A 21,417-nucleotide genomic window follows, 5' to 3' on the forward strand; every position below is an offset into this window, starting at 1 on the left:
AGAAGATTCGAGTCGGCAGGGCGCGCAAAATGGAGTCATGCCAATTCCAGCGGTCGTCATCCTCGCCATCCTGGCAGCGGCGGCCATTGCCGTCACTGCGGTGGTGCTGATCGTCCGCGCCCAAAGACGGCACAAGTTCGCCATGCAGATACTGGCCCGGGACGACGACCAGCTCAGCTACGCCTTCGTCATCAACCCCTCCAAACCCCAGGCTGCTGCCGCCCGCGAACGCATCCAGCAATACTGCCGAGACAAGGGCATCCGCGAATTCAGCTTCATCGAAACCCAGCTGGATCGGGACGGCAGGGCCTGCGCCCGCATGGCACTGGAGCGTGGGGCCAACGTAGTCGTTGCCGTGGGCGGGGACGGGACTGTACGCACCGTAGCCAGCGCCATGGCTTCCAGCGATCATGTCATGGGCATCATCCCAATCGGGACCGGAAACCTGTTCGCACGGAACATGGGCATTCCAGTAGGCGATCTGGACGCCGCCCTGGCCGTGGCCACCTCGCACGGGTCCACCCAGGTGGATGTGGGCCGCATGACCCTCCTTGACGCAGACAGTAAGGAGCAAGGTCGTGGTCACGCTTTCCTGATCATCGCTGGCATCGGCTTCGATGCTCTGATGATTGACGACACCGACCCTAATCTGAAGAAGACGGTCAGCTGGCTGGCCTACTTCATCAGTGGCGCCAAGCATCTGTTCGCACCCAAGTACACGGCCGACATCTCCATCACCCGGCCCGACCAGGTCACGCAGACCAACACATCAGTGACCTTCCGCACCTTCATGGCCGGCAACTGCGGGGAGATTCCAGGATTCTCCCTGATGCCCGATGCCTCCTACGATGACGGCATCCTGGACTTTGAGATCATCGACACCTCCGCCGGCTTGATCGGCTGGGCCAACCTCTTCGGGGACGTGATGCATCAGACCATAACCCGCAAGACCAGCCAGAGCCCCCTGTCGACCAACTCCACCATCGTCCAGCTACAGGGGACCAAGGCGGAGATCCGCCTGGAGAAGCCGGCCCTGGCTCAGGTGGACGGAGACATTCTGGGCGAGACCTGCCACATCGCACTCAGCGTGGAGCGTCAGGCCCTGGACGTGCGGGTGCCCCAGTCCGACTGAGACCGAAAGAGCCTATTGCCCATCTGTCCGCTTTCTCATGCCGGGGTGGCATGATGGGAGCCATGACAGCACAGAATGCGGGCAAGCCTGCCAGCCCAGAAGATTTGATCAACGTCGACGATCTGATCGGCAGGTACTACGATCTCATCCCCGACCCTTCAATTCCCTCCCAGCGGGTGTCCTTCGGCACCTCTGGGCATCGCGGCTCAGCCCTGACCACCTCCTTCAACGAGGCCCACATCGTGGCTATCAGCCAGGCCATAGCCGAACAGCGCACCAAGGACGGGATTACTGGACCACTCTACCTGGGCCGTGATACCCACGCTCTTTCCCTTCCCGCCTGGAAGACGGCCATCGAGGTCCTGACCGCAAACGGGGTACGGGTGCGCATCGATGCCAATGATGACTACACTCCCACACCCACCGTCTCCCAGGCCATCCTGACACACAACCGGGCGGCTGACGGCACCCAGCGCTTCTCCGGCGAGGATCTGGCCGACGGCATCGTGGTCACTCCCTCCCACAACCCGCCCACCGATGGCGGATTCAAGTATGACCCGCCCACAGGCGGTCCGGCTCCGGCCGAAACCACCAACGCCATCGCCCAACGGGCCAACGAGCTCCTGGGCGACTACAGGCAGGTCAAGCGGATTCCTTTTGAGGATGCCATCAAATCCGACCTGGTGGAGCGCTTCGACTACCGGGAGCATTACGTGACCGACCTGGGCAATGTCATCGACTTCGATCTGATCAGATCCTCCGGAGTCCGTCTGGGCATCGACCCGCTGGGCGGCGCCTCAATCAACTACTGGCCGCTGATCAATGAAAAGTACGGCCTGAACATTGGTGTCGTCAACCCGGAGGTGGATCCGACCTGGCGGTTCATGACCATCGATCACGATGGGAAGATCCGCATGGATCCCAGCTCCCCCTATGCCATGAAGGGGCTGGTGGATCGCCTCAACGCCGGAGCCTGGGACTCCTACGACCTGGTGGGGGGCACCGATCCGGACGCCGACCGGCATGGCATCGTCTGTCCAGGAACCGGGGTCATGAATCCCAACCACTACATCGCCGTCTGTGTGGAATACCTCTTCTCGGGCAACCGTCCCGGATGGCCCCATGGTGCCGGCATCGGCAAGACCCTGGTCTCCTCCTCCCTGATCGACCGCGTGGCCGCATCCATCGGTGCCAGGCTGATCGAGGTACCTGTGGGCTTCAAGTGGTTTGTCGACCCCCTCTTCAAGGGCGAGGTGGCCTTCGGCGGCGAGGAGAGCTCCGGAATGAGCTTCCTTCGTAGGGACGGCCATGTCTGGACAACCGACAAGGACGGGCTGATCCCCGACCTCCTGGCTGCTGAAATCACAGCCAAGACCGGCAAGAATCCGGCCCAGCTCCACCAGGAGCAGGTGGAGCGCTTCGGCCAAAGCTGGTACAAGCGGGTGGACACCCCGACCACACTGGAGCAGAAGCAGAAGTTCGTCCAGCTGAACGGCGACGATGTGACGGCCTCCACACTGGCCGGCGAACCCATCACTGCCAAGCTGACGGAGGCTCCAGGCAATGGGGCCAAAATCGGGGGCATCAAGGTGACTACCCGGAACAACTGGTTCGCTGCCCGCCCCTCTGGCACCGAGAACATCTACAAGGTCTATGCGGAATCCTTCGTTTCGCCTGAGGCCCTGGACCAGGTTCTGGACGATGCCGACAAGGTGGTCGCCAAGGCCCTGAGCTGAGTTCCAGGCAAGACCGCATGCACCTGCCCGCAGTACTCATCGCAGGCACGGGTGCTTTCTATCTGTCTGTCTAGGCTGGAGCCATGACCAATGACAAGAACCTAGTCGTCTCGACCGACGGCAGCGCACTGAGCAACCCCAATGGCCCCATGGGCTGGGCCTGGGCCGATCACGAGGGCGGCGACGCAGATGCAGGCGGCGCCAGCAACGGCACCAATCAGATTGGCGAGCTATGTGCCGTGCTGCAGGCGTTGCGCGCCCACCCAGGCGAGCGCCCGCTAGTCATCGAAACCGACTCCCAATACGCCATCAACTGCTCCACCACCTGGGTGCCCGGATGGAAGAAGAAGGGCTGGAAGAACTCCCAGGGCAAGCCGGTGAAGAACCGCCCCCTGATCGAAGCCATCGACCAGGAGATCCAAGCACGACCGGGATCGGTCAGGTTTGTCTGGGTCAAGGGCCACGCCGGCGACACCTTCAACGAGAAAGTGGACACTCTGGCCCGCGGCTACGCCACAGCTGCAGGCAAGGGCGAACGGGAAGGCTGTCTGCCCATCGAGGGCTGGCGTTCGCTGCTGGCCTCTCCCTATGCCAAGGGCACGCAAGTGCCGCCCGCAGTCAAGGCTGAACTGGACGGAGGACCCCAAGTTCTGGATAAACTGGGCCGCAAGAAGGTCGGCCTGGACCAGGAGGAGCAGCAAGACCTGGCCGAGACCGCTGTAGAAGCTGAATCTGTGGAAGCAACTTCCCCCCAGTCGCCAAAGACGCGGGATATCGAAGAAAGCCAATCCACAGTAACGGATCCAGGCGAAGAGGCCATCAATGGCACACCCGACCCCGACATAGCCGATGGTCAGGAAGACGAACTCGCGCCTGCTTTCAAGGACACCTCAGATACCGACACGGCTGACCAAGAGACCAAGAGCTCCGGCGCCCGGGGACTGAGAGCCAGCGGTCGCATCCGCATCACGCCGCCCCCATCCGGCAGCAGCATGTTCACAGGACAGGATCTGCATATCGTCGGGAGCATCGATATAGACGCAGACATCGATCCTGACGGCTACCTGACCATTCAGGAGTCTCCTTTCCGCCTGCACGCCATCGAAGTGGAGGATTGAACGGCTCATGGACCGTCAGGGGCCATCGTCTAGACTGGAATGAACCTGAATCAACAAGACCCGCAGACATCAGCAGTTGAGCGCATGCGGGCATGAAGGAGCGTGTATGGACAAGACCGAGCAGGACAGACTGAAGAAGGCCGCCGGCATCGAGGCGGCCAAGCTGGTCGAGAACGGCATGACCGCCGGACTGGGCACCGGATCCACGGTCCGGTTCTTTGTGGATGAACTGGGACGGCGCGTGAAGGAAGAGGGCTTGGAGTTCACCGGCGTGACCACCTCCCGGCGGACCAAGGAGCAGGCTGAAGGCTACGGAATCCGCATCGTCGACATCGACCAGGTTGATCACATCGATGTCACCATCGACGGGGCCGACGAGGTCGACAAGGACTTCAACGGCATCAAGGGCGGCGGCGCAGCCCTGCTCTGGGAGAAGATTGTAGCCGTCAACTCCAGAAGGATCGTCTGGATTGTGGACGAGTCAAAGGTGGTCGACACCATTGGCCGCTTCCCGCTGCCTGTGGAGGTCATCCCCTTCGGCGAGCGCCACGTCCTGGATCGTTTCAAGGAACGCGGCTATAACCCAGTACTGCGGTTGGACGGCCAGGGACAGCCGGTTCTGACGGACGAACACAACCACATCATCGATCTGCATCTGGATCGGATCGAGCACCCGCAGGATCTGGCCCAGGACCTGATCACCACCGTGGGTGTCGTGGAACACGGCCTCTTCCTCAACATGGTTGACACAGTCATCGTGGGCGACCCCAACGGGCCCCGGGTCATGACCAACGCCAACAAGTGAGCGTCAGCAATCATCCCCTCCCCTACTGGTTGGAGGCATCCGGCTGGCCACGCTGACCGGCGATGATATACACGAAGCCCCCCGCGTCCATTCGATGCGGGGGGCTTCGTTGACCCTGATGGGCCATAAGTCATAAAGCTACTTGCGCTGGTGACGAGTCTTGCGCAGCAGTTTGCGGTGCTTCTTCTTGCTCATCCGCTTGCGGCGCTTCTTGATGACAGAACCCATCCGAGCCTCCGATCCTTAGTTACCTGGAAGTGTCCAACTTGCTTATCGTACACCGCTTGCGGGACGACTAGAGCGGAAAGGCCTTGTAAAAAGCCTCCAGCGCAGTCCGCTGACCCTGGGCGCGGAAAACCACCGTATCATTCTGCCAGATGACCAGGGCCTTGTGCTCGTCGTCGCCATCCGCCTTCTCCAGGTAGGATCCGGTGACCGTGCCGCCGCTGCGAACATTGCCCGAGGCCAGCTCCTTGCCGGACATGCCCGTGGACTGGCTGTCATAGAGCGCCTTGGCATCTTCGCTCCTGGACCACTGAGCCAGGTGGAGGGTCACGTCCCCGCCCGACTTGCCGGATGAGTAGACCAGGTTGTACTCCTCAATAGGTGTACGGGTGCTCCACTCGCTGTCGGAATCCGCTTTGACGCGGGCGAACTCGCCCACCGTATCAGGCATTGCCTTGAGCAGCTCGGAAGCCGAATCAGGCAGGGGAACCGCCTTGGCCTTGGGACTGCTGGCTTGCGAGGGCTGTGAGGAGGCGGAAGCCGAGGCCTCGGCAACGGGCTCTTGACTGCGCACCGCCCAGTGGGGCCAGACGAAAGCCGATAGGAGCACCAGGACCACCACCGCCGCCAGGGCGATGACCAGACCGATCCGTCGACGGCGCTGCTTGGCATGCGCGGAGGAGTCAGAGGAAGAGGACACGGGTGCAGAAGGATTCTCAGCCATACCTCCATTCTCTCATGCACAGGGTGTCGGCACTGCGAAGATGACGTAAAAGCCCAGCTCCTCGTCCCTGAATCCCGATAGCGTGCAGGTATGGCCAAGACGACGACGCAATACGTATGCACGGAATGCGGCTGGACCGGCGGCAAGTGGTTCGGACGCTGCCCTGAATGCGGCCAGTGGGGAACCATCGAGGAATTCCACGAAGCCCGTGTCGTAGGCGCAGGCGGGAGTCTGTCCACCTCCGGCGGCAGCCATACGGCGCCTGCGCCCCCGAAGAACGGCCTGGCCCGGCCCATCACCCGCGTAGGCACGGACCAGGTAAAGCGTATTCCCACAGGATTCGAGGAGTTCGATCGGGTCCTGGGAGGAGGCATCGTACCAGGATCGGTCATCCTCTTGGCCGGCGAACCGGGCATCGGTAAGTCCACCCTCCTGCTGGAGACCGCTGGCCGTGTAGCCGACCTGGGCGACCAGGAAGACAAGGTGCTCTACATATCCGGCGAGGAGTCCCAGGCTCAGGTGCGAATGCGGGCAAGTCGGGTGGGAGCGCTCAAGGATTCACTGCTGCTGGCTTCGACGACCGACCTGGCCACGGTGCTGGGGCTGATCGAGCGCGAGAAGCCGGCACTGGCCATTGTGGACTCCGCCCAGACCATCGTCTCCAGCCAGGTCGACGGCATCTCCGGGGGCTCCACCCAGGTACGCGAGGTAGCCATCAGCCTGATCGACATGGCCAAGTCGCACGATATCCCCATCCTTTTGGTAGGCCACGTGACCAAAGACGGATCCATAGCCGGGCCGCGCACCCTCGAGCATCTGGTCGATGTAGTCTGCCAGTTCGAGGGCGATTCCCAGACCGCTTTACGCCTGCTGAGAGCCGTCAAAAATCGGTTCGGCCCCACCGACGAGGTGGGCTGCTTCGACATGGGCGAGCAGGGTATCGAAGAGGTCAGCGATCCCACTGGGCTCTTCCTGTCCACGGCCGGGCAGGAGGTGGAGGGCACCTGCGTGACCTTTACCTTGGATGGCCACCGCAGCCTACCCATCGAAATCCAAGCTCTGGTCACCTCCTCGGTTCTGCCCACTCCCCGCCGCAACACCAATGGAATCGATGCCAACCGCCTGGCCATGCTGGCCGCGGTGCTCTACCGCCACGGCCGGGTCAACCTGCTGACACGAGACCTATATGTGTCCACCATCGCTGGCGGGCTGGCCAAGGAGCCCGGATGCGATCTGGCAATCGTGGCCGCCCTGGCCAGTGCAGCCAAGTCCCGGCCCATCCTGCGCACCACCTGTGCCATGGGCGAGATATCACTGACAGGACAGGTCAGGCCTGTGCCTCAGCTCAACCACCGGCTGCAAGAAGCCGCTCGCCTGGGATTCACCCGGGCGCTGGTCCCGCCCGACCGACATTCAGGAGGTCGAAAGCCCATTCAGGGATTGGAAGTGATCGAAGTCACCTATCTTGCCGAGGCTCTGGAGGCTCTGGGGCTGGTCTGAAAAGTGGCCGCTGGTCCCCTATCGCACCATATGGCGTTCACCTGCCGACTCGTTAACCTGCCGGACTAGGATGGAGTCGCCGGAAGACCGACACCCATCATCATCGCGAGGAGCAGATCAGCATGACCATCTTCACCAGGAAAACCATACGCAGGCTGACGGCGGCCGCACTCACGACAGTCACGCTCATGGCCGGCGCGGCCTGTGGCTCCTCATCGAGCAACAGCGGGCAGTCAGCGGCCAAGCAGGACATCACCCAGCAGACCATCAATCCCGGCACCCTGACCATTGCCACTGGAGACCCGGCCTACGCCCCCTACGTGCAGGACAACAAGCCCGAATCCGGCAAAGGTTACGAGGCTGCCGTGGCCTATGCAGTAGCAGAGAAAATGGGATTCGACAAGGCACACGTCACCTGGACTAGGACCACCTTCGATGCCGCCATCGCCCCGGGAAGCAAGGACTACGACCTGAACATCCAGCAATTCTCCATCACCCCTGAACGCCGGCAAGCTGTCGACTTTACTCCCAGCTACTACAACTCCACCCAGTCACTGGTGGTCAGAAACAACTCCCCATATGCCTCCGCCACCTCCCTGGCCCAAATCAAGGACGCCAAGATAGGCGCCATGGTCGGCTCCACCTCCTACGAGATGGCCCACAAGCTGGTCAAACCCGACATCGACACCTTCAACGACGACGTGGCCTCGTCACAGGCCTTGGATGCCAATCAGATCGACGCGCTTGTCGTGGACACCCCTTCAGCCGTAACCATGGTCGATTCCGGGCAGGTCAAGAACGCCAAGATTCTCGGGCAGATCAAGGGCTCGCAGGACCCGGAGGGCATGGGCATAGTTCTGCCCAAGGGGTCCAAGCTGACCTCGGCCGCTTCCAAGGCTGTCACCACCCTGAAGAAGGATGGGACACTGGACAAGCTGCAGAAGCAGTGGCTGCACGTCTACACCTCCCTGCCCACCCTGGGCTGAGAGAAGAAAGGAAACCTTGTCGTTCATGGCCACCTCGGCACAGGACGCGGTCAGCGATATTCAACGGGAACGGGAACGCTATGGCCGTCGACAGAATCTGCGCTCCGTGGCGATCAGCATCGCCAGCACGCTTGTACTGGCCCTGCTGATCGCCCTTGGGTTGCACGCCTCACCCGGCTGGCCCCGAGTCAAGCAGTCGTTTTTCTCCGGCGCCTACTTCGCGAAAGCCTTCCCTAAGGTCCTCCAGGGGCTCTGGCTCAATCTGGAGGTCCTTTTCTTCGCGGTCATCGGCGTGGCCCTGCTGGGCACCCTCCTGGCCATGATTCGCACCAGCCGGAACCCGCTGCTCTTTCCCCTGCGGGTGCTGGCCCAGATCTACACCACAATCATGAGGGGCATCCCCATGATTGTGGTCCTCTACCTGATTGGCTTCGGCATTCCCGGACTGGCCATCTTCAACCGGATTCCGGCAGCTCTACTGGGCACCGTGGCGGTCATCCTTTCCTATTCGGCCTACATCGCCGAGGTACTGAGGGCCGGCTTCCAGGACGTCGGCCCCTCCCAAAGGGCGTCAGCACGCTCACTGGGCCTGACCTCGGGGCAGACCATGCGTCTGGTCGTCATCCCCCAGGCTCTGCGCAAGGTGGCTCCGGCACTGATGAACGACTTCATCTCCATGCAGAAGGACGTCGGGCTGATCTCGGTTCTGGGAGCCGTCGACGCGGTCAGGGCGGCCCAGATCATCGTGGCCACCTCCTACAACTTCACCCCTTACGTGGTGGCCTCAGTGCTCTTCATCGCCACCTCGGTCCCCTTCATTCTTCTCAACGACTGGTATTCCAACCGGCTGCGCAAGCGCGAACAGAGCGGAGGCATGGTATGAGCGAACAGGCAGGCGCCGATCAGAACCAACCGGTGCTCCGTTTGGAGGACGTGCGAAAGACCTACCCTGGGGGCAACAAGGTCCTGCGCGGCATTTCCATGACCATCATGCCTCATGAAACCGTGGCCCTGCTGGGTCCCTCCGGGTCGGGCAAGTCCACCCTGATGAAGTGCATCAACCTGTTGGAGACCGTCAACGATGGACGGATATGGCTGGGCGGCACCGACATCACGGATCCAAGGATCAACCAGGATGCCTGTCGGGCCAGAATCGGCGTGGTCTTCCAACAGTTCAACCTCTTTCCCCACATGAACGTCCTGAAAAACGTGACCTTGGGGGCCATCAAGGTTCATGGCATGCCCAAGGACCAGGCCAGGGAACGGGCCCTGGAACTGCTGGATCGAATCGGCATGAAGAAGAAAGCCGGAGCCTACCCCGATCAGCTCTCAGGCGGCCAGCAGCAGCGGGTGGCCATCGTCCGAGCCCTGATGACCGACCCGGAACTGCTCCTGCTGGATGAGATCACCTCAGCCCTGGACCCCATGCTGGTAGGTGAGGTCCTGGCCATGGTCTCGGAGCTGACCGCCGGAGGCACCACTATTCTCATGGCCACCCACGAGATGAGTTTCGCCCATCATGCGGCCAACCGGGTTGTCCTGCTGCTGGACGGTGTCATCGCCGAGAACGGAACGCCGCAAGAGGTCATGGACGAGTCTGAGAATCCGCGAACCAGGGAGTTTTTCAGCCACTTCCGAGGGCTGTGAGTTCCAAGGTTCCTACAGTCTTCAGTTGACGGAAAACACTCTTCCTGCAGCCTTGGTCAGCTCCAGGGTGCGATCGGCATCCAGGGCCAGCTGTCGTTTGAGGGGCTTCTCGCCCGCATACCGTTTCTGACCGCGCAGACGGCTGAGGAATTCCACCCGGACCCGGTGACCGTACAAGTCCACCCAATCCGACCTGACGGCATTGGCCTCCAGGATTCTTGGCATTTTCTGGCCAGGAGCCAGGAAGGTCTCCTTGGTGCCGATGGAGATGGCGGCAGGCATCCGCCAGGGCGAACCCTGAGCCAGCCGCCCCTCCCGTCCCTCCGGCGTCGCCATAGGATCCGTAGGCAGACCCAGGTCAACCAGCCAGCCTGCATAGACTCCATCTGCGGGCATCATCCCCTGGCTGTCGGGAGCAAGATTGGCAGTCGGGAATCCCAAGCGGCGACCCCGCTGCTCCCCATGGACCACTGTGCCTTGAACCATGTGCGGCCGGCCCAGAATATCCAGGACCGCACCCACATCGCCGTCCAGGATCAACTGCCGAAGGTGGGAACTGCTCCAGGCTCGTACACGACGTCGCTCCAGGCCGTCAGCGTCAGGCAGTGTGCAGTCGCCGGGTCCCTGGTCGTCCACTACCTCCAGGTTGAACAGTCCTGTGTCTGCCAGATCGCCAATCGCCTTGATATCACCGACCCGCCCTGCGCCCATCTGCGCATCGCTGCCCAGAACCAGCGTTCGCATGGCCAGCTGTTCGGTAAGCTGCTTGAGGAAGAATCGATAGGACTTGGCTGCAAAGGCCAGCGTGTATCGGACCACCACAACCTGATCCAGCCCCATCTGGGCCATCAGCCTCAGGCGCTCCTCCAGAGGCATGATCTGATCAGGGTCATGGCGAATCAGGTCCAGGGGCGGTTCGGTCATGTCATGGCCGTCAGCGTAGCTATGAACCAGTTTGGGACTTGGGTCGAAGACCAGGGCCATGGGCCGATCCTGATTCTTGGCAGCGAGCTCGACCACCCGGCGCAGTAGGGCCTGATGACCCCGGTGCATACCATCGAAGACACCGATGGTGACCACGCTGGACCGGGCCCCCAAGGTTCCCGGCCACCTGACAATGCCCGACTCGTCCGGGCTGACCTGGCTGACCTTCATCCGCTTCCCATCACTTAGTCATGGCGGTCCCCGAACCCGGGCACCGAAAATTCCTTAAGCACTGTATTCCCACCGGCGCACCCTGGCAAGACCCTGGAGCTAAACACGAACCTACGCACTCAGGCCTCGGGGTGGAAGACCACATCCGGCTTGGCCCCGCCTCGTGAACCGGGCGCCAGGATAGCAGCCAGCCGCTGCTTGCCCTGAGACCCTGCCAGGGCAGCTGTGGGCCCAGTGACGGGCAGATCCAAGAATCCGCCGTTGGAGACTCTGACGGCCTGGTCGGCATCCAGGTTCAGAACGGGCATGCTCATGCGTGCCGCCTGCACCAGGTCAAGCGAGCCATCCAACATCGCCTGCCGGTTGCGGTCCAGGACCATGCGACTGCGAACAACCGTCTGACCTTGGCGGTTCCGGTAGGTGTGAGGGACCACATGACCGCCCAGAACCCTGGATGCCAGGTCGGAATCCTCCAGGTCGAATGGACCCACTCGAATCCTTCTCAGGGCCGTCAAGTGACCGCCCAGATCCAGGCGTTCGCCCAGATCGCGAGCCAGGGCGCGGATGTAGGTGCCGCTGGAGCAGGACACCTCAACATCCACATCGACCACCTTGACTCCCTGATCGGGCAAAGCCACACGGCGAAAGTCAAGCAGATTGAAGGATGCAATCCGAATGCGTCGGGGCTCCAGCTTGACCTCCTGGCCTGCGCGAGCCAGATCATAAGCTCGCTTGCCCTTGACCTTGATGGCAGAGAATGCATCAGGCACCTGGTCGATGCAGCCGGTGAAGCAGCGATCAATCAGATCCTGCAGATCCTGGGCTGTCAGCTCATCCACCCTCTGCGCAGCTCCAGGACGCACCGGCAGCAAATCACCGTCCGCGTCGTCCGTGGTGGTGCCCAGTCCCAGGCGAATAGTGGCTCTATAGGTTTTATCATGGCCGACGATGACCGTCAGCAGGCGCGTGGCCTGGCCGAACCCTATGACCAGCAGACCAGTGGCCATGGGATCCAGGGTTCCGGCATGGCCTACGCGACGCATGCCAAGGCCAGAACGAACTGCAGCCACCACGTCATGGCTGGTCACACCGCTCGGCTTGTCAACAAGGATGATGCCCGAGGTCGGTTCACCGGTGCCGGACTCCATACCATCAGACGACTCGTAAGCCTCTGCCCCACCGATGCCTTCAACGGTCGGTTTCATCCGCACCCTCTGCCGCAGGTTCATCAGGGACGGAGTCCGACCCATCGGCCTCTTCCTCGTCGTCATGCCTGTATGGATCGGGGTCGCCGGCATAGCTGGCATTGACCCGGGCTTTGGCCATGGCCTCGTCCCGGTGACGGGCTGCGGTCAGCACATCCTCAATCTCGGTCGCCTCGGCAGGCACCTCATCGTAGATGAAGCGCAGCGTAGGCGTCAGACGCAGACCGGCCCGGGCACCGACCAGGGTGCGCAGCCTGCCAGAGGCCTGCCGCAGGGCTTGCTGGGCGCGCTTGCGCTCCCCGGCCTCATGGCCCGACCGACCCAGCTGGGTCCAATAGATTTTGGCTATCTGCAAATCGTTGGTGACCCGAACCTCAGTGACGGTGACCCCTGCCAGGCGCTTGTCGTGCATCTGGGACTCCAGCGCAGAGGCTACGACCCGTTGTATCAGGGCCGCTATGCGTACAGCGCGGGGATTTCCAGCCATCATGATTCCTTTCTCGAACCGTCCATGACCAATCATCGCATTCATGGACATCCGCCCCGGCCAGGGAGTACCCAGACCGGGGCGGATTGCCACGGACCCTCCGACATGTGGTCGGATGGTCAACAGGCTCTACTTGCGTTCCACTTCCTGCATCTCGTAGGTCTCGATGATGTCACCCACCTCGATGTCATTGAAGGAGCCCAGGTTGATGCCAGCTTCGTAGCCTTCGGATACCTCGTTGACGTCGTCCTTGAACCGGCGCAGGGAGGAGATCTCCAGGTCGTTGACAGTGACCACCCCGTTGCGGGCGATTCGAGCCTTGGTGCCCCGCTTGACGGTGCCATCCTGGACCATAACGCCCGCGATGTTGCCGAACTTGGAGGAGCGGAAGATCTCGCGGATCTCGGAGTGGGAGGTGGTAACCTCCTCGTATTCCGGCTTGAGCATGCCCTTGAGCGCGGCCTCGATGTCCTCGATTGCGTTGTAGATGACCGAGTAGTACTTGATCTCCACGCCCTCGCGGTCTGCCAGATCCTGGACCTGCCTGTTGGGCCTTACGTTGAAGCCGATGATGACGGCCTTGTCGACCGTAGCCAGGTTGACGTCGTTCTGGGTGATGGCGCCCACGCCCCGGTGGATGACCTGAATTCCGACCTCGTCGGAGACTTCGATCTTCATCAAGGAGTCCTCCAGCGCCTCGACCGAGCCGGAGGAGTCGCCCTTGATGACGATGTTGAGCATGTCCACCTCGGACTTGGCGAACTGCTCCTTCAGGCTCTCCAAGGAGACCACCTTGCGGCGCTTGGCCAGCTGAGCGGCGCGGGCCGAAGCCTCGCGCTTCTCGGCGATCTGACGAGCGGTGCGATCGTCGGGGGCGACCAGGAAGAGGTCGCCGGCGGTAGGCACCGAGGTAAGCCCCAGAACCTGGACGGGGGTGGAGGGGCCTGCAGCATCCATCTGCCGACCGTTCTCGTCCAGCATGGCACGCACACGGCCATAGGCTGATCCAGCCACAATGGCATCGCCCACATGCAGGGTCCCCTGCTGGACCAGCACAGTGGCCACAGCTCCACGGCCCTTGTCCAGACGGGCCTCGACCGTAGCGCCGCGAGCGTCCATGTCGGGGTTGGCCCGAAGGTCAAGGTCGGCATCGGCAGTCAGCAGGACGGCCTCCAGGAGCTTGTCCACATTGGTGCCCAGCTTGGCGGAGATGTCGACGAACATGGTGTCGCCACCATACTCTTCGGATACCAGGCCGAACTCGGTCAACTGACCGCGTACCTTCTGGGGATTGGCTCCCTCGACATCAATCTTGTTGACAGCCACCACAATGGGCACATGAGCTGCCTGGGCGTGATTGATGGCCTCCACGGTCTGCGGCATAACGCCGTCGTCCGCGGCTACCACCAGGACAGCCACATCGGTCAGCTCAGCACCACGGGCACGCATTGCCGTAAAGGCCTCGTGGCCAGGGGTATCCAGGAAGGTGATCTTGCGATCCTCACCGTCCAGGGTGACCGTGGCTTGGTAGGCCCCGATGCGCTGGGTGATGCCGCCAGCCTCCTGGGTGGTCGTGTTGGTCTTGCGGATGGTGTCCAGCAGCCGGGTCTTGCCGTGGTCGACATGGCCCATGACCGTGACCACCGGAGGCCTGGGCTGCAGGTTCTTGTCATCCTGGTCCTCACGCTCTTCGTCCAGGTTGATGTCGAACTGCTGAAGAAGCTCCTTGTCCTCCTCCTCGGCGGAGACGATGCGAATCTTCCATCCGATCTCGTCGCCCAGGATCTGGAAAGTGGCCTCATCCAGGGACTGGGTGGCCGTGGCCATCTCGCCCAGATGGAAGAGCACCGTGACCAAGGCAGCAGGGTTGACGTTGATCTTGTCGGCCAGATCAGCCAGGGTAGCGCCCTGACGAAGCTGAACGGTACGACCGTTCCCTGCGGGGATGCGCACACCACCGATGACGGGTGCTTTCATCTCCTGGAATTCATGCCTCTTCGCCATCCGGTTCTTACGAGCCTTGGAGGACTTGCCTCCCTGGCGACCGAAAGCTCCAGCAGCACCGCCGCGACCGCGACCACCACGGCCTGAACCGCCGCGGAAGCCACCTGAGGGTGCTGACGAAGCGCCACCGAAACGGCTGCCGCCACCTTGATGGGTCTGCTGGCCTGGACGGCTATGGCCCCACTGCCCTGGACGGGCGCCCTGTCCGGTACGACCGCCACGACCGTTGCGGAATCCACCCCGGCCTCTGCGTGAGTCGTTGACGGTAGGCCTGGCCATGGGGTGCGGCCTGGGAATGTCTGAAGGCATAGGCGCCTTCATCCCCTGCTTGCGGCTGAAAGGATTGTTGCCTGGACGAGGCGTGGATGCTCCCGGACGTGCGCCATGACGTGCTGGCGAAGCCCCGGAACCGCCGGAACGACCGTTGTTGTGCGAGCCCTGGGGGCCGGGCTTGCCCATGGCCGAGGGCTTGGGCCCACGGGACTGGTTGCGCTGCTCATGCTCGTTGCGGTTACCGTGGGGAGCACCAGGCTTGGGGAAGTGTCCACCGGGACGCTGCTGACCCCGTGGCGCCTCGACACCAGCCGAGGGCCGACGGTTCTGTCCGGGCTTGGGCCCAGGTGTGGATTGCTGCTTGGTGCCGCTGGACTGCGAGCGGCCATGCTGACCCTGGCCGCTTCCATGATTAGGGCTGCCGGGGCGGGCATTTCGTGCAGCGGCCTGGCCAGCGTCGCCCTGACCCTTCTGAGGGAAAGCATTCTTGAGTCGACGAACCACAGGGGCCTCGACAGTGGAGGATGCGGACTTGACGAACTCGCCCATGTCCTTCAATTTCGCCAGAACAGTCTTGCTGTCTACGCCAAATTCCTTGGCCAGCTCATACACGCGTGCTTTGGGCACTTACTTTCTCCTTACCGGACCGCGCATATGACCGGCGCGATCACTCTTTCATGACGGCGAACATATCCTGTCTCATCGTGCGACCATGATCGTGTTACCTCGTCTCTGTGCCGGGGCCGACGGCATAAACCACCGGACTCGGGATACCGGGTCCAGCATACTCGCGTCCTCGGATGTTTGCTCTCATGCGTCTTCACCAGCAGCCGAAGGCGATTGCGCCTGCAGCTCACGCAATTTTTGCTGGTGGGTCTCCTCGGACTCGATGCCGATCTTCCAGCCCGTCAGCTTGGCAGCCAGACGGGCGTTCTGCCCTTCTTTGCCAATTGCCAGAGAGAGCTGGGCATCCTTGATGAAGGCAATGGCCGTACGGTTGGACTCGCTGACGATCTGCACTTGGCGGACTACAGCTGGAGACAGGGCCGCAGCCACGAATTCAGCTGGATCCTTGGACCAGTCCACAATGTCGATCTTCTCAGGGCCCAGATTCTCCATGACGGCACGAACGCGAGCACCGCCAGGGCCGATCAGCGCACCCTTGGGATTGACTCCCTTGCTGTTGGCCCGGACCGCAATCTTGGTTCTGGCCCCGGCCTCACGGGCGATGGCCATGATGGAGACTGCACCGGAAACCAGCTCAGGCACCTCCCGCTCAAAGAGACGGCGAACCAGCTCCGGATGGGAACGAGACACGATGATTTCCGGCCCCTTGAGCCCACGGGAGACATTGACCACGTAGACACGGATCCGCTGGCCATGCCGGTAATGCTCTCCAGGCACCTGCTCGCGGCGGGGCAGAATGGCCTCGACATTATCCACGGCCACATGCACATTGCCGGGATCACTGGCATCCTGCTGCACGATTCCGGTGATCAGGTGGCCCTTCTGACCCGAGAAAGCTCCGAAGACTCGTTCGTCATCGGCCTCACGGAAGAGCTGGCGGATGACCTGACGGGCCGTGGAGGCCGCCAGCCGATCGAAGTCCTTTGGTGTGTCGTCGTATTCCTCACCCAGGTCGTATCCCGGTTCGGGCTCTTCAGGCGTGGGTTCTCGAGCGATCTCGTCCTGTGCCCAGATGGTAAAAGTCCCTGCACGTTCGTCAAGCTCCACCCGTGCGTGTTTGGCTGCGTGAGGCGACTTCTGGTATGCCAGAAGAAGAGCCTCGCTCAGTGCTTGATCCAAGGTCTCGGCATCAATCCCTTGTTCGTGTGCCAGCTGATGAATTTCAGCCAGGTCCAGTTCCATGTCAAGACCTCCTATGAAGTTATTCAGACTGCGCTTCTTTTAGTCTGCAATGCCTACTATTCTAACCTTTCATGCAGACACTGCCGGTTCTTGAATACCACGGGTGGGCGAGTCATCGGCCGACGATTCCAGCACGACGGGTGAGGGCCGGCATCGCAGTATTTCTGCTGGCTGTCACCCTATCAGGATGCGCACCTTCAGCGGTGCACGTCAGTCAGCACGATCCCGATAATCTCCGCCCCACTGCCTGCGAACAGGCATGGACGCGAGCCCGGCAGTCGGAACAGCTTCACAAGAATCAGGCAGACAGCCGAGCCAAGGCCTGGACCCAAGCGGCCCGCGAATGCCCTGCCAGGCTGGATGAAGCCACAGTGCACGCAGCCCAGGCTTTGACAGCATCCCGAGGCGGGCAGGCCAATCGTCAAACGGCTACACTCAGACTGGTCCAGGCTGCACAACGGTTGGATCCGCTGGCCAAGGCGCTGCCCGTCGAATTGGCCGATCAGGCCATCACAGGCGAAGACCGTTCCGGATTCGAACTCTCGGTCCTCGCGGCCCGCAAGACCGATGCCGCATGGATGCTGACCCTAGCCGATGCGCACACTGCAGCCGCCCAGATTTTGGCCGGCCACTCCAAGCACGATCCCAGGCAGGGAGTCTATCCCACCACTGATCTGCTGGCGCACCCCGACGAGTCCACCGACCCTGCCAACGGAATACAGACTCCTACTCCTGCCCTGATTGAAATGGATACGGCCCGGTCCCTTCTGGCCGTGGGGAGAAAACTGAACGGATCCGCTGGCACCATACGAACTGATGTCAGCAAGAACGCGAAAAGCCACCAAGAGGCCACATCTGCCCTGATCGACATGGTTGTAGCCCACTTGTCCATGGCCATGAACCTCGGCTACCCTGCCACATCGTCAGCCCTATTGCAGACACCAAAGCATTGACGGCAAAGGCGGACCATCGACCTGCCGGTTCCGCCAATCGCTCACTCATAAGTTTCCACATTCGTATATGCAAGCAATCCCTGCCCATGCATGGCCAAAACCTGACCAATCGTGATCAAAGATCATCAAGCAAATCATCGAGCAAAACAAATCAATTAGTACTTACTACAGATTTCACGAAACTTTGCGGTGGCGACATCGGTTCAGACAGTGATATTATAGAACGTGTTCCATAGGAGCATTCCATAGGAACGCGGGGGGTATGAACCCGTGCAATGTAGGAGGCGACCCGGTGTTGACCATCGCATCGCCTTCTGCATTGGACGGTCTTTTATTTGCTTAAGACTGAATAGCCAACGCAGGCATAAGGAAGACCAATTCTAGCTGAAAATCAACCAATCCACCGGTTGCCATGCTCAGTTATCATGCAAAACCAATCTTCCATGGACTGCATATCAGCGACAATAACGAAACCCAACTCCACGGGTTAGCCGCTGCAACTTGGGGATGCGGCAACAGTATTTACATACAAAAGGCCCCGACCGTCGGGTCAGGGCCAATGGGGGCGGTTGAGGCGAGATTCGAACTCGCGGAGGGAGTTGCCCTCACACGCTTTCGAGGCGTGCTCCTTAGACCGCTCGGACACTCAACCATGGTCGTTGCCCGACACTGCCGAACAACAACTTTTCTATTATGCCACAGAGTCCCTACCTGGCAAACGGCGTGGCGCAGTCAACGGTCGCTACAAAACAGCCCAGTGCGTCATAGTGTACGGCGGGCACGGATGGCCTGCGCCCGTTCAGCAAGCTGGTCATCAGGCGGGTAGGCTACCTGCTCCAGGGTCAGGCCACGAGCAGCTATGGGACCAGTGGAACCTTCACGCAAGGGGTGGGCAATCTTGTCGGCAAACCATTGCACGGACCGGCGTCCCAGGCCCACCTGAATGCAGGCCGCGACCAACGAGCGAACCATGTTATGGGCAAATGCATCGGCTACGATCCGGAAGACGGTCAGCCCGGACTCCATGAAAGGCGGAAGGTATCCGACGGCACTCTGCTCCGGGGCAACACCGAACAGATTCACGGTCGGAACCAGGTCCCAGTGTGCTGCCTTGACCTTACGGATGGTCGTGCCCCCAGGGTTCGGCCTGGCGAAGGATCCGAAGTCATGCAAACCGATGCACTCCACTGCAGCCTCGTTCATAGCTTCCAGATCCAGGCTCCCCTCCAGGTCCAGCACATAACCCCGCATGCGTGGATCCCCCAGCCGACCCCCCTGGCTGACCCGATACAAGTAAGTGCGTTCCAAGGCAGAGAAGCGGGCATCGAAACCCATGGGAGCAGCTCGGAGCCCTAGCAGCACGATGTCAGCAGGCAACAGGTGGCGGAGACGGCGTTCCAGGGCCAAAACACCATCAACCCCCATATGTCCCCTGCAGGCCTCGAGCACAACTTCAGGAATGTCCAGGTGCGCCACCTGATGAGATGCGTGGACCCCAGTGTCAGTCCTGCCAGCCACGACCAGTCTTGGCTCCCAGACGACTTGACTATGGGAAACCTCGCCATCTGATTTGCGGGCTCCAGTTATCAGAGACAGGGCATGCTCGATGCAGCCTTGGACCGTGCGAAGCCCAGGCTGCCGGGCCCAACCGTGGAAGCCGCCGCCGTCGTAAGCCAGATCCATGCGCAGCCTGACAAGGGACATGTCCTTTTCCTGATGCTCCATCGAGACCTCCCTGGCACCAATGACAAACGGGGCCGGAGAGCCATGCTCCCCGACCCCGTCATCAGAACAAAGACCGATTACTCAGCGGCCTTCTCGGCATCGTCAGCCACGTCGGCGTCTTCCTCAGCCTGGGCTGCTGTCTGATCAGCCTTGTCAGCGGTCTGCTCCAGATCCTCTGCGGCCTGGTCGGCCTGAGCCACGTCCTGATCGGACTCATTGGCCTCGACAGCCTGGTCGACAGCATCCTTGGCAGCGCCTTCGGCGACTGCAGCATCAGTGGCGGCAGCCGCCTCGGCGTTGTCGTCCTTGGCGGCCACCTTGGCTGCGGACTCAGCCTCCTTGACCACGGCCTTCTTGGCGGACAGAGGCTCAGTGACCAGCTCAATCACGGCCTGCGGGGAGTTATCTCCACGGCGGGGCGCTATCTTGGTGATTCGTGTGTAGCCACCCTCACGCTGCTGCATTTGCTCAGCGATCTGCGTGAACAAGATATGGACCACAGACTTGTCGCGGATGACGCGCATGACGCGGCGGCGGGCAGGCAGATCCCCGCGCTTGGCGAAGGTGATCAGCCGCTCGGCCAGCGGACGCAGGCGCTTGGCCTTGGGCAGGGTGGTCGTGATGCGGCCGTTGGCGAAGAGGCTGGTGGCCATGTTGGCCAGCATCAACCGCTCATGCGCCGGGCTGGAGGCCAGACGTGGGCCCTTGCTAGGTTTTGGCATTGGATTATCTCCTTACGGCCCGGGAGGACAGGTGGGCATACGCCCGAACATCCGACTTCCCGGAATTTCTGTCAGCAGGCGACGGAACCCTTCCCCCTCGCCCGCTCATACGAAGGCTGCAATCCCTCACTCGTCGTCAGGCGAGAAGAAGGTGCCTCCCTCGAGATTATTAGTGTCGAAGCCCAGCGGTGAGGCCTTCAACGACAGCCCCATGCCCTCAAGCTTCTCCTTGACCTCGTCGATGGACTTCATGCCGAAGTTGCGGATGTCCAGCAGATCCTGCTCGGTATGCGAGACCAGCTCGCCGATGGTATGGATTCCTTCGCGCTTGAGGCAGTTGTAGGAACGCTGCGTCAGGTTCAGGTCCTCAATCGGCACGGACATCTGTGGATCGGCTTCTTCCACCACAGGCTCGGGCCCGACCTCTACGCCCTCCGCCTGGGTGTTGAGCTCGCGGCAGAGGCCGAAGAGCTCGACCAGGGTCGACCCAGCGGACGCCACCGCGTCACGCGGCGAAATAGCCGGCTTGGTCTCCACATCCAGGATCAGCTTGTCGAAATCCGTGCGCTGCTCGACACGGGTGGCCTCGACCTTGTAGCTGACCTTGAGCACAGGAGAGTAGATGGAATCAACCGGGATGCGGCCAATCTCATCGTTGTCCTGCTTGTTGAGCTGGGCCTGGACGTATCCACGCCCACGCTCCACCGTAAACTCGATCTCCAGCTCGCCATCCTCGGCCAGGGTCGCGATATGCAGATCAGGATTGGCCACGGTGACGCCTGCCGGCGGGGTAATGTCCCCGGCCGTGGCCTCACCCTTGCCGCTCTTGCGCAAATACATCACCACAGGCTCGTCGTATTCGCTGGTCAGCACGATGCCTTTGATGTTGAGCAGGATCTCAGTGACGTCCTCCTCCACACCGGGCAGCGTGGTGAACTCGTGCAGGGCACCCGAGATGCGGACCGAGGTCACAGCCGCACCGGGTATGGAACTCAGCAGGGTACGACGCAGGGAATTGCCCAAGGTGTACCCAAATCCCGGCTCCAAGGGCTCGATGGTGAAACGGGAGCGCTGGGCATTGACGACTTCTTCAGTAAGAGTCGGACGCTGTGCAATAAGCACTGTTGCTATCCTTTCAGCTCCGACCGGTG

General features: G+C 61.6%; 19 protein-coding genes and 1 tRNA gene. 9 read left to right on the forward strand and 11 right to left on the reverse strand.

What is annotated here, in order from left to right:
• The first annotated feature begins 37 nt into the window (after positions 1 to 37).
• The 4 genes from CI603_RS07045 to rpiA all read left to right on the forward strand — a co-directional run bounded on the left by CI603_RS07045 (position 38) and on the right by rpiA (position 4,791).
• Complete coding sequence (locus CI603_RS07045; RefSeq protein WP_046323281.1) at positions 38 to 1,132, forward strand: diacylglycerol kinase family protein; 1,095 nt, start codon at positions 38 to 40, stop codon at positions 1,130 to 1,132.
• A gap of 62 nt (positions 1,133 to 1,194) precedes the next feature.
• Positions 1,195 to 2,868, forward strand: coding sequence for a phosphoglucomutase (alpha-D-glucose-1,6-bisphosphate-dependent) (gene pgm, locus CI603_RS07050; RefSeq protein ID WP_121913585.1), 1,674 nt, complete (start codon positions 1,195 to 1,197; stop codon positions 2,866 to 2,868).
• 83 nt (positions 2,869 to 2,951) lie between these two features.
• Positions 2,952 to 3,986 carry a ribonuclease H gene (locus CI603_RS07055; protein WP_121913586.1) on the forward strand — a complete coding sequence of 345 codons (1,035 nt, stop codon included), beginning with the start codon at positions 2,952 to 2,954 and terminating at the stop codon, positions 3,984 to 3,986.
• Between the two features lie 106 nt (positions 3,987 to 4,092).
• A complete protein-coding gene (gene rpiA, locus CI603_RS07060) occupies positions 4,093 to 4,791 on the forward strand; it encodes a ribose-5-phosphate isomerase RpiA (protein WP_029678040.1) in 699 nt (232 codons plus the stop codon).
• 138 nt (positions 4,792 to 4,929) lie between these two features.
• Here rpiA and CI603_RS07065 read toward each other — a convergent pair whose 3' ends face one another.
• Both CI603_RS07065 and CI603_RS07070 read right to left on the reverse strand, forming a co-directional pair.
• Complete coding sequence (locus CI603_RS07065; RefSeq protein WP_004268639.1) at positions 4,930 to 5,019, reverse strand: 30S ribosomal protein bS22; 90 nt, start codon at positions 5,017 to 5,019, stop codon at positions 4,930 to 4,932.
• A gap of 67 nt (positions 5,020 to 5,086) precedes the next feature.
• A complete protein-coding gene (locus tag CI603_RS07070; protein WP_121913587.1) occupies positions 5,087 to 5,740 on the reverse strand; it encodes a hypothetical protein in 654 nt (217 codons plus the stop codon).
• Between the two features lie 90 nt (positions 5,741 to 5,830).
• Between CI603_RS07070 and radA the strand changes: the two genes are divergently transcribed.
• From radA to CI603_RS07090, 4 genes are all read left to right on the forward strand, one after another.
• Positions 5,831 to 7,240 carry a DNA repair protein RadA gene (gene radA, locus CI603_RS07075; RefSeq protein ID WP_121913588.1) on the forward strand — a complete coding sequence of 470 codons (1,410 nt, stop codon included), beginning with the start codon at positions 5,831 to 5,833 and terminating at the stop codon, positions 7,238 to 7,240.
• 122 nt (positions 7,241 to 7,362) lie between these two features.
• Complete coding sequence (locus CI603_RS07080) at positions 7,363 to 8,226, forward strand: ABC transporter substrate-binding protein (protein ID WP_121913589.1); 864 nt, start codon at positions 7,363 to 7,365, stop codon at positions 8,224 to 8,226.
• Between the two features lie 25 nt (positions 8,227 to 8,251).
• Positions 8,252 to 9,109 carry an amino acid ABC transporter permease gene (locus tag CI603_RS07085; RefSeq protein ID WP_121913590.1) on the forward strand — a complete coding sequence of 286 codons (858 nt, stop codon included), beginning with the start codon at positions 8,252 to 8,254 and terminating at the stop codon, positions 9,107 to 9,109.
• Positions 9,106 to 9,873 (forward strand): amino acid ABC transporter ATP-binding protein, encoded by a 768-nt coding sequence (locus CI603_RS07090; RefSeq protein ID WP_121913591.1) that lies wholly within the window; start codon positions 9,106 to 9,108, stop codon positions 9,871 to 9,873. The genes CI603_RS07085 and CI603_RS07090 overlap by 4 nt, the downstream gene beginning before the upstream one ends.
• Before the next feature lie 21 nt (positions 9,874 to 9,894).
• On the opposite strand, the gene CI603_RS07095 is transcribed toward CI603_RS07090, so the two are convergent.
• The 5 genes from CI603_RS07095 to nusA form a co-directional block, all read right to left on the reverse strand.
• The gene (locus tag CI603_RS07095; protein ID WP_121913592.1) at positions 9,895 to 11,028 is read right to left on the reverse strand and encodes a riboflavin kinase; all 1,134 of its coding nucleotides are present in this window, start codon (positions 11,026 to 11,028) and stop codon (positions 9,895 to 9,897) included.
• 119 nt (positions 11,029 to 11,147) lie between these two features.
• A complete protein-coding gene (gene truB, locus CI603_RS07100; protein WP_121913657.1) occupies positions 11,148 to 12,176 on the reverse strand; it encodes a tRNA pseudouridine(55) synthase TruB in 1,029 nt (342 codons plus the stop codon).
• Between the two features lie 40 nt (positions 12,177 to 12,216).
• Positions 12,217 to 12,720, reverse strand: coding sequence for a 30S ribosome-binding factor RbfA (gene rbfA / locus CI603_RS07105; RefSeq protein ID WP_121913658.1), 504 nt, complete (start codon positions 12,718 to 12,720; stop codon positions 12,217 to 12,219).
• A gap of 129 nt (positions 12,721 to 12,849) precedes the next feature.
• Positions 12,850 to 15,624 (reverse strand): translation initiation factor IF-2, encoded by a 2,775-nt coding sequence (gene infB / locus CI603_RS07110; RefSeq protein ID WP_121913593.1) that lies wholly within the window; start codon positions 15,622 to 15,624, stop codon positions 12,850 to 12,852.
• A 183-nt stretch (positions 15,625 to 15,807) separates the two neighbouring features.
• Positions 15,808 to 16,866, reverse strand: a complete 1,059-nt coding sequence (gene nusA / locus CI603_RS07115) for a transcription termination factor NusA (protein ID WP_046323291.1) — start codon at positions 16,864 to 16,866, stop codon at positions 15,808 to 15,810.
• A gap of 203 nt (positions 16,867 to 17,069) precedes the next feature.
• Between nusA and CI603_RS07120 the strand changes: the two genes are divergently transcribed.
• Positions 17,070 to 17,819, forward strand: a complete 750-nt coding sequence (locus CI603_RS07120) for a hypothetical protein (protein WP_121913594.1) — start codon at positions 17,070 to 17,072, stop codon at positions 17,817 to 17,819.
• A gap of 566 nt (positions 17,820 to 18,385) precedes the next feature.
• On the opposite strand, the gene CI603_RS07125 is transcribed toward CI603_RS07120, so the two are convergent.
• The 4 genes from CI603_RS07125 to CI603_RS07140 form a co-directional block, all read right to left on the reverse strand.
• Positions 18,386 to 18,471 (reverse strand) — tRNA-Ser (locus tag CI603_RS07125).
• Between the two features lie 110 nt (positions 18,472 to 18,581).
• Positions 18,582 to 19,544 (reverse strand): tRNA pseudouridine(38-40) synthase TruA, encoded by a 963-nt coding sequence (locus CI603_RS07130; RefSeq protein ID WP_121913595.1) that lies wholly within the window; start codon positions 19,542 to 19,544, stop codon positions 18,582 to 18,584.
• Positions 19,545 to 19,621: 77 nt separating this feature from the next.
• Positions 19,622 to 20,266: a 50S ribosomal protein L17 gene (gene rplQ / locus CI603_RS07135; RefSeq protein WP_121913596.1), complete on the reverse strand. Its 645-nt coding sequence runs from the start codon at positions 20,264 to 20,266 to the stop codon at positions 19,622 to 19,624.
• Between the two features lie 126 nt (positions 20,267 to 20,392).
• The gene (locus CI603_RS07140; RefSeq protein WP_015022327.1) at positions 20,393 to 21,388 is read right to left on the reverse strand and encodes a DNA-directed RNA polymerase subunit alpha; all 996 of its coding nucleotides are present in this window, start codon (positions 21,386 to 21,388) and stop codon (positions 20,393 to 20,395) included.
• Positions 21,389 to 21,417: the final 29 nt, after the last annotated feature.

The sequence above is a fragment of the Bifidobacterium sp. wkB338 genome (assembly GCF_003688325.1).
Lineage (GTDB): Bacteria > Actinomycetota > Actinomycetes > Actinomycetales > Bifidobacteriaceae > Bombiscardovia > Bombiscardovia polysaccharolytica.

Bases quoted from the DNA above. Each gene is read 5' to 3' on its own strand.
- CI603_RS07070 (WP_121913587.1), bottom strand. From the start codon at position 5,740: ATGGCTGAGAATCCTTCTGCACCCGTGTCCTCTTCCTCTGACTCCTCC.
- CI603_RS07045 (WP_046323281.1), top strand. From the start codon at position 38: ATGCCAATTCCAGCGGTCGTCATCCTCGCCATCCTGGCAGCGGCGGCC.
- CI603_RS07090 (WP_121913591.1), top strand. From the start codon at position 9,106: ATGAGCGAACAGGCAGGCGCCGATCAGAACCAACCGGTGCTCCGTTTG.
- nusA (WP_046323291.1), bottom strand. From the start codon at position 16,866: ATGGAACTGGACCTGGCTGAAATTCATCAGCTGGCACACGAACAAGGG.
- CI603_RS07055 (WP_121913586.1), top strand. From the start codon at position 2,952: ATGACCAATGACAAGAACCTAGTCGTCTCGACCGACGGCAGCGCACTG.
- rplQ (WP_121913596.1), bottom strand. From the start codon at position 20,266: ATGCCAAAACCTAGCAAGGGCCCACGTCTGGCCTCCAGCCCGGCGCAT.
- truB (WP_121913657.1), bottom strand. From the start codon at position 12,176: ATGGAGTCCGGCACCGGTGAACCGACCTCGGGCATCATCCTTGTTGAC.
- CI603_RS07130 (WP_121913595.1), bottom strand. From the start codon at position 19,544: ATGGAGCATCAGGAAAAGGACATGTCCCTTGTCAGGCTGCGCATGGAT.
- rbfA (WP_121913658.1), bottom strand. From the start codon at position 12,720: ATGGCTGGAAATCCCCGCGCTGTACGCATAGCGGCCCTGATACAACGG.
- CI603_RS07065 (WP_004268639.1), bottom strand. From the start codon at position 5,019: ATGGGTTCTGTCATCAAGAAGCGCCGCAAGCGGATGAGCAAGAAGAAG.
- radA (WP_121913588.1), top strand. From the start codon at position 5,831: ATGGCCAAGACGACGACGCAATACGTATGCACGGAATGCGGCTGGACC.
- rpiA (WP_029678040.1), top strand. From the start codon at position 4,093: ATGGACAAGACCGAGCAGGACAGACTGAAGAAGGCCGCCGGCATCGAG.
- CI603_RS07080 (WP_121913589.1), top strand. From the start codon at position 7,363: ATGACCATCTTCACCAGGAAAACCATACGCAGGCTGACGGCGGCCGCA.
- CI603_RS07095 (WP_121913592.1), bottom strand. From the start codon at position 11,028: ATGAAGGTCAGCCAGGTCAGCCCGGACGAGTCGGGCATTGTCAGGTGG.
- pgm (WP_121913585.1), top strand. From the start codon at position 1,195: ATGACAGCACAGAATGCGGGCAAGCCTGCCAGCCCAGAAGATTTGATC.
- CI603_RS07085 (WP_121913590.1), top strand. From the start codon at position 8,252: ATGGCCACCTCGGCACAGGACGCGGTCAGCGATATTCAACGGGAACGG.